Consider the following 13211-nt stretch of genomic DNA (forward strand, 5'->3'; position numbering starts at 1 on the left):
CGATCCCGGGGGCGAAGGCGCCCTAGGATCCCAAGGAATCCCGACATCCCACGTCGTGCGGCCAGCGCGGCTCCATACGGAGCGCTGGCCGATTTATTTCACGGGAGGCCCGTGGTAGACTCGCCCGCTCGACCGTCTTTGTTCGACTAGCATGATCAGATGGAGGCCTGAATGGCGGAAACCGCACACGCGGCCTCGCGTGAGCGCTTCGGGTCCACGAGCCGGGGGGATTCGTGGTGGCTCGCGCCGGGGTCGGTCGCCCTTGGTCTTCTCCTGCTCGGGGGCTACGCGACCTGGGCGGCACTGCAAGGCGCCCATTTCGAGTCCGGCAACTACCTCTCGCCCCTTTACTCGCCGAGGATCCACGCTCCCTGGTGGCCCCTTTCTCCCGCGCTTCTCATTCTGATCCCGCCGATCCTCTTCCGCGCAACGTGTTACTACTACCGGAAGGCCTATTACCGCGCCTTCTTCCTGGATCCCGTGGCCTGCGCGGTCGGGGAGTTGCACCGGGGCAAGTACACCGGCGAAACCAGGTTTCCCTTCGTGCTCCAGAACCTCCACCGCTTCGCCTTCTACCTCGCGTTCCTCTGGCTCTTTTTTCTCTGGCACGATGTCTGGCGTGCGCTCTGGTTCGATGGACGGCTCGGGATCGGCCTCGGGACGCTCGCGATCCTCGCGAGCACAGGGACGCTGACCCTCTACACGTTTTCCTGCCATTCCTTCCGGCACCTGGTCGGCGGAAAGCTCGACTGCTTTTCCTGCACCGCCGCCGCGCGCGGGCGTCACGGCGCCTGGCTGCGCGTCTCGGCCCTGAACGAGCATCACATGGGGTTCGCGTGGATCTCGCTCGTGGCCGTCTGCTTTGCGGACGTGTACGTCCGCCTTGTCTCGATGGGAATCTTCCATGACGTGAGGCTCCTGTGAGCGAGCGCTACGAATCACACGACGTCGACGTGCTCGTGATCGGCGCCGGAGGCGCGGGGCTCCGCGCGGCGATCGAGGCCTCGGCGCAGGGCGCGCGGGTGGGCGTGGTCTGCAAATCGCTGCTCGGCAAGGCCCACACGGTCATGGCCGAGGGAGGCGTTGCCGCGGCGCTCGCGCACGTCGATCCGAGCGACTCGTGGAAAGTCCACTTCAAGGACACCATGCTCGGCGGAAAGATGCTCAACAACTGGCGCATGGCTCAGCTCCACGCGCAGGAGGCGCCCGATCGCGTCCGCGAGCTCGAGCGATGGGGCGCCGTGTTCGACCGGACCGAGGACGGCCGGATCCTCCAGCGAAATTTCGGCGGGCACTCCTCGCCGCGTCTCGCGCACGTCGGCGACCGCACGGGGCTCGAGATGATCCGAACGCTCCAGGATTTCGGGGTGCACCAGGGCCTCGAGGTCTACATGGAGTGCACCGTCACGAAGCTCTTGAAGCAGGATTCCCGCGTCGTGGGAGCCTTCGCGTATTGGCGGGAGACCGGACGCTTCGTCCTGTTCCGCGCGAAATCCGTCGTCCTGGCCACCGGGGGGATCGGAAAAGCCTACACGATCACCACGAACTCGTGGGAGTACACCGGGGACGGCCACGCGCTCGCGCTGGGCGCCGGAGCCGAGCTGATCGACATGGAGTTCGTCCAGTTCCATCCGACCGGGATGGTGTGGCCCCCGGGGGTGCAGGGGCTCCTGGTCACCGAAGCGGTGCGCGGCGAGGGGGGAGTACTCCGGAACGCCACCGGCGAGCGTTTCATGGAGCGATACGATCCGAAGCGAATGGACCTTTCCACGCGCGACATGGTGGCGCGGGCCATCTACATGGAAGTCAAGGAAGGCCGCGGGAGCCCCCACGGCGGCGCCTTCCTGGACATTTCCCACAAACCCGCCGAGGTGGTGAAGAAGAAGCTTCCGTCGATGTACCACCAGTTCATGGAATTCGCGAACATCGACATCACGAAGGGTCCGATGGAGGTCGGGCCGACGGTGCACTACATCATGGGAGGCGTCCGCGTGGATGCCGACACGGGGGCCGCGACGGTTCCGGGGCTCTTCGCGGCGGGCGAGGCTTCGGGGGGCATGCACGGCGCGAACCGGCTCGGGGGGAACTCGCTTTCCGATCTCCTCGTGTTCGGCAGGCGGGCGGGCGCGGGCGCCGCGGCCCACGCGGCGAAAGCTCCCGGGCACGCGGCGGTCGATCCGGCACAGGTCGCCGCCGCCGAGCGCGAGCTGCTCGAGCCGTTCGAGCGCGCGGACGGACCGGACCCCTACTCGATCCACAGGAAATTGCAGAAGTCCATGCAATCGCTCGTGGGAATCTTCCGCACCGAGGAGGATCTCTCGAGTGGGATCGAGGAGATCCGGAAGCTCAAGGCCGAAGCGGGCACCGTCCGGGTGGAGGGCTCCCGGGCTTTCAATCCGGGCTGGCACCTGGCGCACGACCTCAAGAACATGCTGACGGTCAGCGACGCGATCGCCCGGTGCGCGCTTCAGCGCCGGGAGAGCCGCGGCGCTCACGCGAGACTCGATTATCCGAACCTCAACCCCGAGCTGGGCAACGTGAACAGCGTCGCGACGCAGGACGGCGAAAACGTGCGCGTCTCCCAGTCTCCCCTACCCCGGATGCCCGACGAGCTCCGCGCGCTTTTTGAGGCGGAGCCCGCGGGCGTCAAGTCCTGATCGGAGGCAGCGTGGCGGAAGCGGTTCTGCACGTCTATCGCGGCGACGCCTCGGGCGGCGGGCTCAAGGAGTACCGCGTGCCGCTCGAGGAGGGCATGGTCGTGCTCGACGCCATTCACCACATCCAGGGACATCAGGCGCCGGACCTCGCGGTGCGGTGGAACTGCAAGGCGGCGAAATGCGGATCGTGCAGCGCGGAGGTGAACGGGAAGCCGAAGCTCCTGTGCAAGACGCGGATGGACGCGCTCCCGCCCGGCAAGCCGGTGGTCGTGCAGCCGCTGAAGGCGTTCCCGATCGTCAAGGACCTCGTGACGGACGTAAAATGGAACTACGAGGTGAACAAGAAGATCCCGCCCTTCACGCCGAAACAGGACGCCGAATGGCGGTGGAAACAGGAAGACATCGACCGCGTGCAGGAGTTCCGTAAGTGCATCGAATGCTTCCTCTGCCAGGACGTCTGCCACGTGCTCCGCTCGCACGGCCGCACCGACGCCTTCGCGGGCCCGCGCTTCCTGGTGCGCGTGGCGGGGCTCGAAATGCACCCGATCGACGCGCTCAACCGCACGAAGTTCCTGAAACAGGGTGCGGGAATCGGGCTGTGCAATATCACCAAGTGCTGCACCGAGGTATGCCCCGAGGACATCATGATCACCGACAACGCGATCATTCCGCTCAAGGAGCGTGTGGTCGACGATCATTACGATCCTGTTCGAATGCTCGTCCGCCTCGTAACGGGAAAAAAGAAGGACGAATAGTCACGGCGCCCCGGGTGGCTCAACGCCGCGTCGCGAGGCCGCACCGCGTCCTCCTCCTCTCCCTGATCGTCCTCGTGGCATCGTGCGGCGGAAAGCGGCAGACGTCGGTGCCTGGACCTCCGGCAAACGGCGGCGCGCCGATCCAAGCCCTCCTCGTCGTAGCCGGCCTCTCCGGGCCCCTGGGGCTCGAGACGGCGCCCGGCGACAGCACGCGGCTTTTCATCGTCGAGAAGCCGGGAACGATTCAGATTCTCAGGAACGGCGCGCTCGACCCCCGACCCTTCCTCGACATTTCCTCCCGCGTCAGTAACGGAAGTGAGCAAGGACTCCTGGGGCTTGCGTTTCATCCGCAGTATGCGGCGAACGGCAAGTTCTATGTGGACTACACCGACCGGGCCGGCGATACGCATGTCGTGGAGTTCCTGGTGTCCGCCAATCCGGACAGCGCGTCCGCGACCGAGCGCGAGATCCTCTTTGTCGATCAGCCCGCGTCGAACCACAACGGCGGGCAGATCACATTCGGTCCGGATGGATTTCTCTACGTGGCCCTCGGAGACGGCGGCGGAGCCGGAGACACGTACCAGAATGGGCAGAACCTCGGGTCGCTCCTGGCGAAGATTCTGCGCCTGGACGTCGACTCCGGGTCGCCCTACTCGATTCCGGCGGACAATCCCTTTGTCGGACGCACGGGCGCGCGAGGGGAGACCTGGGACTACGGATTGAGGAACCCTTGGCGTTTCTCTTTCGACCGCCACACCGGCGATCTCTACATCGCGGACGTGGGGCAGAACCTCTGGGAAGAGGTGGACTACGAGCCTCATCGCGCGGGAGGGAAGAACTACGGCTGGAGCATCATGGAAGGCCTGCACTGCTTCGCGAGGCCGAACTGTAATCCAACCGGGCTCGTGCGCCCTGTCGTTGAATACCCGCACCGGGACGGATGCTCCATCACGGGTGGATACGTCTATCGAGGCCGTGAGATCCCCGAGCTGGACGGCGTCTACTTCTACGGGGATTACTGCACGGGCATCATCCGCAGCTTCCGGATCGACCGAGGCACCGCCAGCGGTCAGGCAGACTGGACGTCGGCCCTGCGCACCCAGGCCGGCGGTCCGATGGCGGGTTTGAGCTCGTTTGGGCAGGACGCGCGAGGCGAGCTCTACATGGTTCTGCTCAGCGGCGAGGTGTACCGGATCGCGAGGAAGTAGGGACCGCCCAAGGGAAGGCGCGGCCGCCCGGAGCGCCTACTTTCCTTTCACGAACTTGAGCGACGCCGAGTTGATGCAGTAGCGGAGCCCGGTCGGCTTCGGTCCGTCGTCGAACACGTGCCCCAGGTGGGCGTCGCAGCGCGCGCAGAGAACCTCGTCCCGGTTCACGAACATCGACTTGTCCACCGCGCTCCGCACGTTTTCCGGCGCGATCGGCGCGGTGAAGCTCGGCCATCCCGTGCCGGACTCGAACTTCGCCTCCGACTTGAAGAGATCGTTCCCGCAGCAGACGCACCGATAGACGCCGTGCTGGTGGTGGTTCCAGTAGGCGCCCGTGAACGCCCGCTCCGTCCCTTTTTGCCGGGTGACGTTGTACTGCTCCGGCGTGAGGCCCTTCTTCCATTCCGCGTCGGTTTTCTGCACGCGATCCACCATGACGTATTTCCCCTTGTCGGCCGAGAAGATCTTGATCTGTTTCGCGACGGGGCCGGCGAACGCGGAAGCTCCGAGGATCGCCGCCGTCAAAAGGAGCGCCGCCACAGTTCCTCGTCTCACGACACCCCGGTCGCGGAAAGCTCCTCGATCGCGTGGATCTTGCCGACGTCGATCGCCAGAGGGCCACCGTCCCGCCGCCGCTGAAAAATGTCCATGAATCTCGCGTTCCACACGATCTCCTCGGGCTTGTACGAGGACCGGGCCAACACCGTCTGAGAAAACGCTTCGTCGATTCCGGTGAGCAGGATCAAGACCTCCGCGTCGGCGCCCGCCAGATCCTCGGGCGTGAGACCGTGAAGAGGGCTCGCCGCATCGATCGGATGCACGACGGTCCAACTCAACGGAAAGAATACGACCTTGTGGCGTTCCAGTGACAGGTCGTAAAACCGCCGCACGCGCTTTCCGTTCCGGGACTCGAGGCGGGAGAAGAGAACCTGGGCGCCCAGCTCGAGCAATTGGTTGTTGCGCCGGTTGGCGATCCGGAACTCGAAGGCTCGTTGTCCCCGGTAGGGGGCGATGACCGCGTTCCGGCTGAAGACGATGTCCGCCACGGGGCGCGAAAAGCGCGCGAAGAGGAGCCCGGTGGCCAAAGCGAACCCCAGGAGGCCCACGAGCGATTCCAGCGTCACGAGCACGTTGGCCGCTATTCCCACCGGGGCGATCCTCCCGTAGCCGATGGTGGCCAGGGTCTGAACGCTGAAGAAATACGCCTCGGGGAAGGTCGCCATGTGCGGCCCCGCGATCTCCAGGGCGCCAGGGCCACAGAGGGTATACGCCGCCGCGAACAGCGTATTCACGAGGAGATAGGCGGCGATCACGAGCGCGAAATAGAGCCGCCAGGGCATCGTGAGGAGCGCGTGGTAAGGACTGGTGGAGGCGAAAAATCCTCGTCCGTGGCGGACGACGTTGAAGGTGCCGTCCTTGTTCAAGAGCCGCTGGCGGCTCTCGCTGGCGACGAACGAGCCGAATCCTAGATCGCGAAGCTCGTCCTCACTCAGGAGACCGGGCTCGGGTCGTGCGCTCACCGAGATCCCGGCGCTCCCGCGTGCTCCCGGCCCTGCTTCAGCGTCTCGACGGATCCGGCGAAGAAGGACACGTTATGGAACGCGTTCCTCGCGATCTCCTCCGCCGCGGCTGCGGCCTCGGTCTCGTCCTTGCCGATCACGAAGATACGGGTGTTGTGGTCGAGCATGGGGAGACGCCCGTCGTCCTTCGCCTTCGCCACCTCACCGGACCGGACGCTTCGCGCCCCCGGGAGGCTGCCCGATTGGAACGCGCCCGCCTCCCGAGCGTCGATGACGACGGCGGTGCGGTCCTTGTCGAGCGTCGACCAAATCGCCCCCGCTTCGACCTGGGTCGCGTGGCCGAGCGCCCGCCACACCGGGATGCCGAGCTGATAGCGGCGGACGTCGGTGTATCCCGCGGCGAGGAGGTCGGCCGCGAGGCGCTGGCTCTTGCCGCAGAAGGGTCCGTTGCAGTAGAGAATGACCGGTGTGCTCTTGTTGCCGCGGGCGATCTTGTCGATCTCGCCGACGTCGGAGGTGTACTGCGACATCGGGAGCCCCGGCTTGGGCGCGGTGTTGACCGACCCCGGGATGTGGCTCACCGCGAACTCATCGTAAGGACGAACGTCGATCACGAGGCGCGACCGGGCCGCGAGGAAGCGCACCATCTTGTCGGTCGAGATCTCCGGGGTGGGCTGCCCCACCTCGCCGAGGATCGCCTGGGCAATCGGGCAGGCGATCCCCGGGGCCGTCGGATCCGCGCCGGAGGCCGGGACCCGGCCCAGGGCCAGCGTCGCCGCCACGAGGAGCAGGAAAGCGGCGCGCCCCACGGCCGCGCCACGGCCTCCGAGTTTCCTGGTATTGTCTCGCATTCTCTTCCTCGCTTTCACAGGGGAGCCACGATGCTAGGCGGCATCGTTCGGGCCTTTCAAGGGCAATTCGAGGCTCTCCGGAACGGGACACGATCGAGCCATGATGGAGCGAGCCATGATGGAGCTCACGCTCAAGCAATGCTCGGTGCGGGACTGGCGGCCGACCGACGCCGATTCGCTCGCCCAGCAGGCGAACAACATCAAGGTTTGGCGGAACCTCCACGACGCCTTTCCCCTTCCCTATACCCGCGCGGATGCGGAGAGCTGGATCCAGCAGGCCGCGCCGAACCACTTCGCAATCGCCGTGGACGGGAAGGCAGTCGGCGGGATCGGGCTTCATCCCGGAACGGACGTTCACCGGCGCACCGCCGCCATCGGATACTGGCTGGGCGAAGCCTTCTGGGGACGCGGCATCGCGACCGAGGCGGTGCGGGCCGTGACCCAGTACGCATTCGCGAGCTTCGATTTCGTCCGCCTGGAGGCGCACGTCTTCGAATGGAACCTGGCGTCGGCGCGCGTTCTCGAGAAGGCAGGTTTTTCGCGTGAGGCGCGGCTCCGCAAACGAGTCACGAAGGAGGGCCGGACGGTGGACTCCTTCCTCTACGCCCTCATCCGCGAATGAGCGTTTCCACCGCCGGTGCGCGGCTTCGCGTTCTCGCCGCCGCGTTGACGTTCTCGATCGGCGGCGCGGGGATCAAGGCGTGCGAGCTTACGAGCTGGCAGGTGGCCAGCTTCCGATCGGGGATCGCCGCCGTCACGCTCCTGATCCTCCTGCCCGAAGCGCGACGGGGCTGGAACGCGCGCGCCGCGCTCGTCGGAATCGCGTACGCAGCGACCGTGACGCTCTTCGTGCTGGCGAACAAGCTCACGACCTCGGCGAACACGATCTTCCTCCAATCGACCGCCCCGCTCTACATTCTGCTCCTCTCCCCGTGGCTTTTGCGCGAGGCCATCCGAGGGCGCGATGTCGCGGTGATGGCCGTCGTGGGGATCGGGATGGCGCTCCTCTTCGTGGGCACCGAGCGCCGCTATGCAACCGCGCCCGATCCCTTCCACGGCAACATCCTCGCGACGCTGAGCGGTCTCTCCTGGGCCTTGACGTTGATGGGGCTGCGATGGATGGGGCGGCGCGAGGGGGCGGGCTCCGCCGTTCCCGCCGTCGTGATCGGAAATCTGATCGCCTTCTTCGTGGGTCTGCCCTTCGCGCTGCCTGTCATCGGCGCGAGGCCGCTCGACTGGGCGATCGTAGGTGGGCTCGGCACGATCCAGATCGGGATCGCCTACGTGTTCCTCACATCCGGGATGCGCCACGTACGGGCGCTCGAAACGTCGATGCTCCTTCTGCTCGAGCCCGTGCTGAACCCCGTCTGGTCCTGGCTCATCCACGGCGAGAAACCGCGTGCATGGTCGCTGGTAGGCGGCGCGATTATTCTCGGGGGGACGCTGGTGAAGACCTGGCTCGATTCGCGGGGGACGTCAGCGACGGAGGCTACGACGGCCGCTTAGCTCCGGCGTCCTCCACCACCCAGCGGACCGACTTCGAGCAGGGACACGCCCCGCCGACCCGCTTCAGCGAGGGCACTTTCCGGATCGCCTGCTCCAGGGTGATGGTGCCGGCGTGGACTTGGCGCAAGGTCTCCACGTAGTGCTTCATGTCGCGGCTCGCGAGATAGGGCTCCGGCAGGTGGGCCGCCAGATGCCTCACATACTCCTCCACGTCGGTGAAGGACTCTCCCGCGAACCCGACCATGGTGAACGCGGCGTCCCCCTTGCGCCGGAAGAACCCCTTCGCCGGCAGCACGATCAGGTCCTCGTGGCTGACCCCGTCGTGGCGTCCGCGGTCGCTCAGCAGGCGCTCCGCCAGCGCTTCGGCCTCCGGCGGGGAAAGCTTCGGCAGCCGCTCGCGGATGTACCGCTGGTTCAGGTCCGCGATCATGCGCTTGCATTCCTCGTAGTAGAGCCCCTGCGCTTCCGCGTTTTTCATGTTCTTGAAGCCGAACCGGATATTCGATTCGCCACCCTTCTCGTGCCCGAACATCTCGAGCCCGCGTGGCATCCACTTGTTGAAGGCCTTCTGGATGGCCGACGTCGTGATGAGGGCGTTCCCCTGGGCGGCCCGCTGCACCCACCGCCGCAGCGGGATCACACCCGCGGCGAGATGGAACGCCTCCTCCCGGAGCATCGGGGGCATCGAGGCCGCGAAGGGCTTGTAGGAGCAGACGCGCTGCATGGAGAGCTGGTACTTGCCCACGCGGTCGATCACCGCGGCGAAGACGACGTTGTCCACGAAGGAGTCGTACTCGAGGTTGAACGCGTCCAGGACGTGCGATCCGGTCTGCATGGAGAGGATCTCCTCGACCATCTCCTCCGCCTTCTGCCCCGATACGCCGCTCCAGTCCTGGGAAACGAGGAGGTGGAACATCTGGTACCCGTGGCGCAGCTCCTCGGCCATCACGCGGAGCACCCAGAATCGGTCCTCGTCGTCCTGCGCGCGGGCGAGTGTGCCTTCGTGCTGCTGGATCGACCCGAACTCGGTCGAGGCCTGGGCTCGGATGATGGCGAGCAGGTGTTTCGCGGGTTCCTCGCCCAGCTCCTCGGGCTTCACGCGGCGCTTCGCCCCCTTGGCGTCCCCGACCTCCACCTCGTCCCCCATACCGAGCTCCATCTTGGCGCAGAGACAGAATTCGGGATCGCTCGGGAAGTATTTCTGCCAGTTCTCGGGGAGAAGACCGTAATCCGGAAAGTTGTGGCGCTGCCAGTGCAGCACGGCGTCGTGGTATTTCTTGGGAAGGGTGGTTTGCTCGACGTTCATGGGTTGCCCGATTCCGCGGAGGCCCTCACCCGATCTTCATCTCGAGCGCTACGAGCGGGGCGTTCTTGAATCCGACGGCTCGCAAGAACGATGCGAGATCGGAATCGTTCTGCTCTACCAGCGTGCGCACGGTCGTCGCGCCCAGCCGCTTGTGATGCTCCACGACGGCTTCGAAAAGACGCCGGCCGATGGAACGCCCCTGATAATCCGGGTCGACTCCGAAACGCTCGATCCAGCCGCTCGTCTCCTCGAGGCCGAACTCCCCACCTCTCAAGTCCGAGAGCATGAATCCGACCTGCTTGCCGCCCAGTTCCGCGACCTGGCTCGCGTCGGGATCGCGCCTCAAATAGTACATGACCCGGCGCTCCCACACATCCGGCCGATACACGCCGGTGAGCCGCTCGTCGATCGCGATGATGCGGGCGATATCGAGCTCGGAGAGGGAGCGGATGCGGACCTGCTCGGCGATCGCGCTCATGGGCTGAGAGTATCACATCCCGTCCTTCATGAGCCGCTCCACCCGCCCAGGCGCCCGCAAGGTGCGGACCCGTCCCCGCGCGGCCCGCGCCGCGATTTTCTCGGGCGGGACGGGTCGCCGAAAAGCTGCTTGCGTCGGGCGCCCTGCTTTTCGTAGGCTGCGCCGACTGCTGAAAGGGGGGCATACCAAAGATGGCTCACCCCAGATGATCTTCACCAAGCGCGGCGCCGTCTGGCGGGGTCTCTTCCTCGTGCTCGCCATCCTCTGCCCGATCCCGCGAACGGCCGTTGCCGACCAGACCTTTTGGGTCGTTCCCGGCGGGGGCGTCGCCTGGATCCCCAATGAGTTTCTCGTAAAGGCCAGCCGCCCGCAATTCGGCGCGATTGTCGGCACCCGCCTGTCCCCCCAATTGGCCTTCGAGGTCCATGCGAGCTTCATCAAGTCGAGCGGTATCCAGGCGGGAGTTCCCTCGCTCAGCCTGTCTCACTTCGATGGAAATCTGACGTGGTTTGCCGCGAGCGATCGCATGGTCTCCCCTTATGTGACGGTGGGGACCGGGCTCGTCTCGTTCCAAAGGGACGGCTCCGGGAGCGGGACAGGACGCCTCATCCTCGGCGGCGGCATGGGCCTCAACGTGGCCGTGAGCGAGAGGACATCCCTGCGGGTCGAAGGGCGGGATATGAGATACAAGGCCATCTTCTACTACCCGGGCCGCCCCGAGGGATATCGCCAGCATACCGAGGTATTCGCGGGCGTTTCCTTCGCCTTTGGAGGAACCCCCAGGGACCAGGATGGTGACGGGGTTCCGGACAGGCTGGATCGCTGCCCCGGGACGCCCGCCGGCGCGCGCGTGGATGCCAACGGTTGCGCGATCGACAGCGACGGCGACGGGGTCGTTGATGGGATCGACGCGTGCAACAACACACCGCCAGGCGCGATCGTGGATGCGCGCGGCTGCCCCATCGACAGCGACGGCGACGGCGTCCCGGACGGGCTCGACAGGTGCGCGGGGACACCCGCCGGCGCGATCGTGGACGCGAACGGCTGTCCGCGCGATTCGGACGAGGACAAGGTCTACGACGGCATCGACCAGTGCCCCGGCACTCCCAAAGGATGCATCGTGAACAGCAACGGTTGCCCGACCGACGCCGACCAGGATGGCGTCTGCGATGGGCTGGACGAGTGTCCGGAAACCCCGGCCAACGCCAAGGTGGATCGGGTGGGTTGCCCGATCATCGTGAGCGACAAGGAAACCGAGCTGCTCGAAACCGGGATGATCCGTCTTCAAGACATCAATTTCACTACCGGCAGCGCGGATATCCGGCCGGATTCACGGGCGGCGCTCGACGAGGTCGGGAACATCCTGGCACGGTGGCCCGATCTCCGGATCGAGATCGGGGGCCACACCGATTCGCGGGGCTCGGCGGCGCAGAACCTCAAACTCAGCAAGGGGCGCGCCCAGGCGGTGCTCCGATACATCACGGACAAGTTCCTCGAGCTGGATCCCGAGCAGTTCACCGCCGTCGGATATGGCGCGTCGCGCCCGATTTCCGACAACTCGACGGAGCTGGGTCGCGCCAAGAACCGCCGGGTCGAGTTCAAGGTCCTGAACAAAGACGTGCTCAGGCGCGAGAAGACGCAGCAGCGGCTGCTGCCGAAATAGGTCCAGGCTGCGCCGGGCGAGCCCGGCTACGGCACTCCTGGGCCCGGAATTCTACGTAGTCAATTTTGCGCTCATGATCGCGGAGGAGCCTACCGATATGGTCCGTATGCCTATCCCCGCGCGGTGAAAAAGCGCAGGGAGGGATACCTTGCCAGGGAAGGCGGGGGGTTAGGAGCGGGGATCGCGGGAACGCGGTCCCCGTTGATTTTTTCCCCCGGCGTCCGGGGCTCGGGCGTGGCCGACGCCCTCTCGCCGCTCCGCCGATTCCATGCGTCAACATCCGGCCGCGATCCTCCTCGTAAGCTCCCCGTTCAGATTCCTCCCTCGTCCCCGATCGTATCGTCGAACAAAGGAGGTCCCATGAATCGGAGTCGTCTCGCGCTTCTGACTCTGGCCGCGATCCTGCTTTTCTGTCTCCTGGGGCTCGGCATCGCCGCAGCCGAAAAGCCCGATGCGGGTCAGGGGCTGACGGACGCGCGCCAGCAGGCGGACAATGGGCAAACCGTCTTCCGATGCGGCACCGTCGATCGTGGCAAGCCGAAAACCTCCCCCGACTTCGACCAAATCCAGCGCTGGATCACGGAGAACCGCGTTCAGGCTGGGGGCGTGATTCCGGTCCACTTCCACGTGATCTACTCGGGGAGCACAGGGAACATCCCGCAGTCGCAGATCGATGCGCAGATACTCGTCCTGAACCGGAACTACGCCGGCCAGGACTACAACGGCAACCCCGTCACGGGCGCCCGGAACACCGGCTACACCTTCGTGCTCGCGAGCGTGGACCGCACGAACAACCGCAAGTGGTTTGGGATGACCCCGGGGTCGTCGCGCGAGGCTCAGGCGAAAAACGCGCTCGCGATCGACCAGAATGCCTCCTTGAACCTCTACACCGCCGCGCCGGGACAGAACCTCCTCGGCTGGGCCACCTTCCCCTGGGACTTGCAGACGAACGGCAAGCGGGACGGCGTCGTGATCCACTACGGCTCGGTGCCTGGCGGATACCTCTCGCCCTACAACCTCGGAGGGACCGCCTCGCACGAAGTAGGTCATTGGGTGGGGCTCTACCACACATTCCAGGGCGGCTGCGACACCGGCTCGTGCAGCTCGAGCGGCGATCTTGTGTGCGATACGCCGGCTGAGGCCACGGCGACTTCCGGCTGTCCGACCGGCAAGGACACATGCCCTGCCGCGGGGCTCGATCCGATCCACAACTACATGGATTACTCGACGGACCTTTGTTACAACAACTTCACCACCGGGCAGGACG

Annotated in this window: 12 protein-coding genes and 1 pseudogene; 8 read left to right on the forward strand and 5 right to left on the reverse strand. The window is 65.8% G+C overall.

The window, feature by feature from the left end; genetic code table 11:
- Positions 1-171: 171 nt before the first annotated feature.
- From E6K76_05565 to E6K76_05580, 4 genes are read left to right on the forward strand one after another with little or no spacing between them, the layout of a single operon-like run.
- The gene (locus E6K76_05565; GenBank protein TMQ59194.1) at positions 172-924 is read left to right on the forward strand and encodes a succinate dehydrogenase; all 753 of its coding nucleotides are present in this window, start codon (positions 172-174) and stop codon (positions 922-924) included.
- Positions 921-2657, forward strand: coding sequence for an FAD-binding protein (locus E6K76_05570; GenBank protein TMQ59195.1), 1737 nt, complete (start codon positions 921-923; stop codon positions 2655-2657). Before E6K76_05565 ends, E6K76_05570 begins: the two co-directional genes overlap by 4 nt.
- Positions 2654-3412 (forward strand): succinate dehydrogenase/fumarate reductase iron-sulfur subunit, encoded by a 759-nt coding sequence (locus tag E6K76_05575; protein ID TMQ59196.1) that lies wholly within the window; start codon positions 2654-2656, stop codon positions 3410-3412. The genes E6K76_05570 and E6K76_05575 overlap by 4 nt, the downstream gene beginning before the upstream one ends.
- A complete protein-coding gene (locus tag E6K76_05580) occupies positions 3409-4620 on the forward strand; it encodes a PQQ-dependent sugar dehydrogenase (GenBank protein ID TMQ59220.1) in 1212 nt (403 codons plus the stop codon). Before E6K76_05575 ends, E6K76_05580 begins: the two co-directional genes overlap by 4 nt.
- Positions 4621-4656: 36 nt before the next feature.
- On the opposite strand, the gene msrB is transcribed toward E6K76_05580, so the two are convergent.
- The 3 genes from msrB to E6K76_05595 all read right to left on the reverse strand — a co-directional run bounded on the left by msrB (position 4657) and on the right by E6K76_05595 (position 6949).
- On the reverse strand, positions 4657-5175 hold the full coding sequence (gene msrB / locus E6K76_05585) for a peptide-methionine (R)-S-oxide reductase MsrB (GenBank protein ID TMQ59197.1): 519 nt from the start codon (positions 5173-5175) through the stop codon (positions 4657-4659).
- On the reverse strand, positions 5172-5960 hold the full coding sequence (locus E6K76_05590; protein ID TMQ59221.1) for an ATP-sensitive inward rectifier potassium channel 10: 789 nt from the start codon (positions 5958-5960) through the stop codon (positions 5172-5174). Before E6K76_05590 ends, msrB begins: the two co-directional genes overlap by 4 nt.
- Before the next feature lie 176 nt (positions 5961-6136).
- Positions 6137-6949 carry a sulfur transferase gene (locus E6K76_05595; GenBank protein ID TMQ59198.1) on the reverse strand — a complete coding sequence of 271 codons (813 nt, stop codon included), beginning with the start codon at positions 6947-6949 and terminating at the stop codon, positions 6137-6139.
- Positions 6950-7109: 160 nt separating this feature from the next.
- Between E6K76_05595 and E6K76_05600 the strand changes: the two genes are divergently transcribed.
- On the forward strand, positions 7110-7613 hold the full coding sequence (locus tag E6K76_05600) for a GNAT family N-acetyltransferase (GenBank protein TMQ59222.1): 504 nt from the start codon (positions 7110-7112) through the stop codon (positions 7611-7613).
- Positions 7610-8497 (forward strand): EamA/RhaT family transporter, encoded by an 888-nt coding sequence (locus E6K76_05605; protein ID TMQ59199.1) that lies wholly within the window; start codon positions 7610-7612, stop codon positions 8495-8497. Before E6K76_05600 ends, E6K76_05605 begins: the two co-directional genes overlap by 4 nt.
- Here the strand turns inward: E6K76_05605 and E6K76_05610 are convergent.
- Positions 8481-9803, reverse strand: coding sequence for a hypothetical protein (locus tag E6K76_05610; protein ID TMQ59200.1), 1323 nt, complete (start codon positions 9801-9803; stop codon positions 8481-8483). The two genes, E6K76_05605 and E6K76_05610, sit on opposite strands and share 17 nt — an antisense overlap.
- Positions 9804-9828: 25 nt before the next feature.
- Positions 9829-10281: a GNAT family N-acetyltransferase gene (locus E6K76_05615; protein TMQ59201.1), complete on the reverse strand. Its 453-nt coding sequence runs from the start codon at positions 10279-10281 to the stop codon at positions 9829-9831.
- A 28-nt stretch (positions 10282-10309) separates the two neighbouring features.
- Between E6K76_05615 and E6K76_05620 the strand changes: the two genes are divergently transcribed.
- Positions 10310-11944 (forward strand): hypothetical protein, encoded by a 1635-nt coding sequence (locus E6K76_05620; GenBank protein ID TMQ59202.1) that lies wholly within the window; start codon positions 10310-10312, stop codon positions 11942-11944.
- Positions 11945-12304: 360 nt separating this feature from the next.
- A pseudogene (locus E6K76_05625) lies at positions 12305-13207 on the forward strand (zinc metalloprotease).
- The last annotated feature ends 4 nt before the right edge of the window (positions 13208-13211 follow it).

This window comes from Candidatus Eisenbacteria bacterium (genome assembly GCA_005893275.1).
GTDB lineage: Bacteria > Eisenbacteria > RBG-16-71-46 > SZUA-252 > SZUA-252 > WS-7.

Excerpts from the sequence above, each read along its gene's own strand:
- E6K76_05590 (TMQ59221.1), bottom strand. The coding sequence starts at position 5,960 with ATGCCCTGGCGGCTCTATTTCGCGCTCGTGATCGCCGCCTATCTCCTC.
- E6K76_05600 (TMQ59222.1), top strand. The coding sequence starts at position 7,110 with ATGGAGCTCACGCTCAAGCAATGCTCGGTGCGGGACTGGCGGCCGACC.
- E6K76_05610 (TMQ59200.1), bottom strand. The coding sequence starts at position 9,803 with ATGAACGTCGAGCAAACCACCCTTCCCAAGAAATACCACGACGCCGTG.
- E6K76_05615 (TMQ59201.1), bottom strand. The coding sequence starts at position 10,281 with ATGAGCGCGATCGCCGAGCAGGTCCGCATCCGCTCCCTCTCCGAGCTC.
- E6K76_05605 (TMQ59199.1), top strand. The coding sequence starts at position 7,610 with ATGAGCGTTTCCACCGCCGGTGCGCGGCTTCGCGTTCTCGCCGCCGCG.
- E6K76_05620 (TMQ59202.1), top strand. The coding sequence starts at position 10,310 with ATGAGCCGCTCCACCCGCCCAGGCGCCCGCAAGGTGCGGACCCGTCCC.
- E6K76_05565 (TMQ59194.1), top strand. The coding sequence starts at position 172 with ATGGCGGAAACCGCACACGCGGCCTCGCGTGAGCGCTTCGGGTCCACG.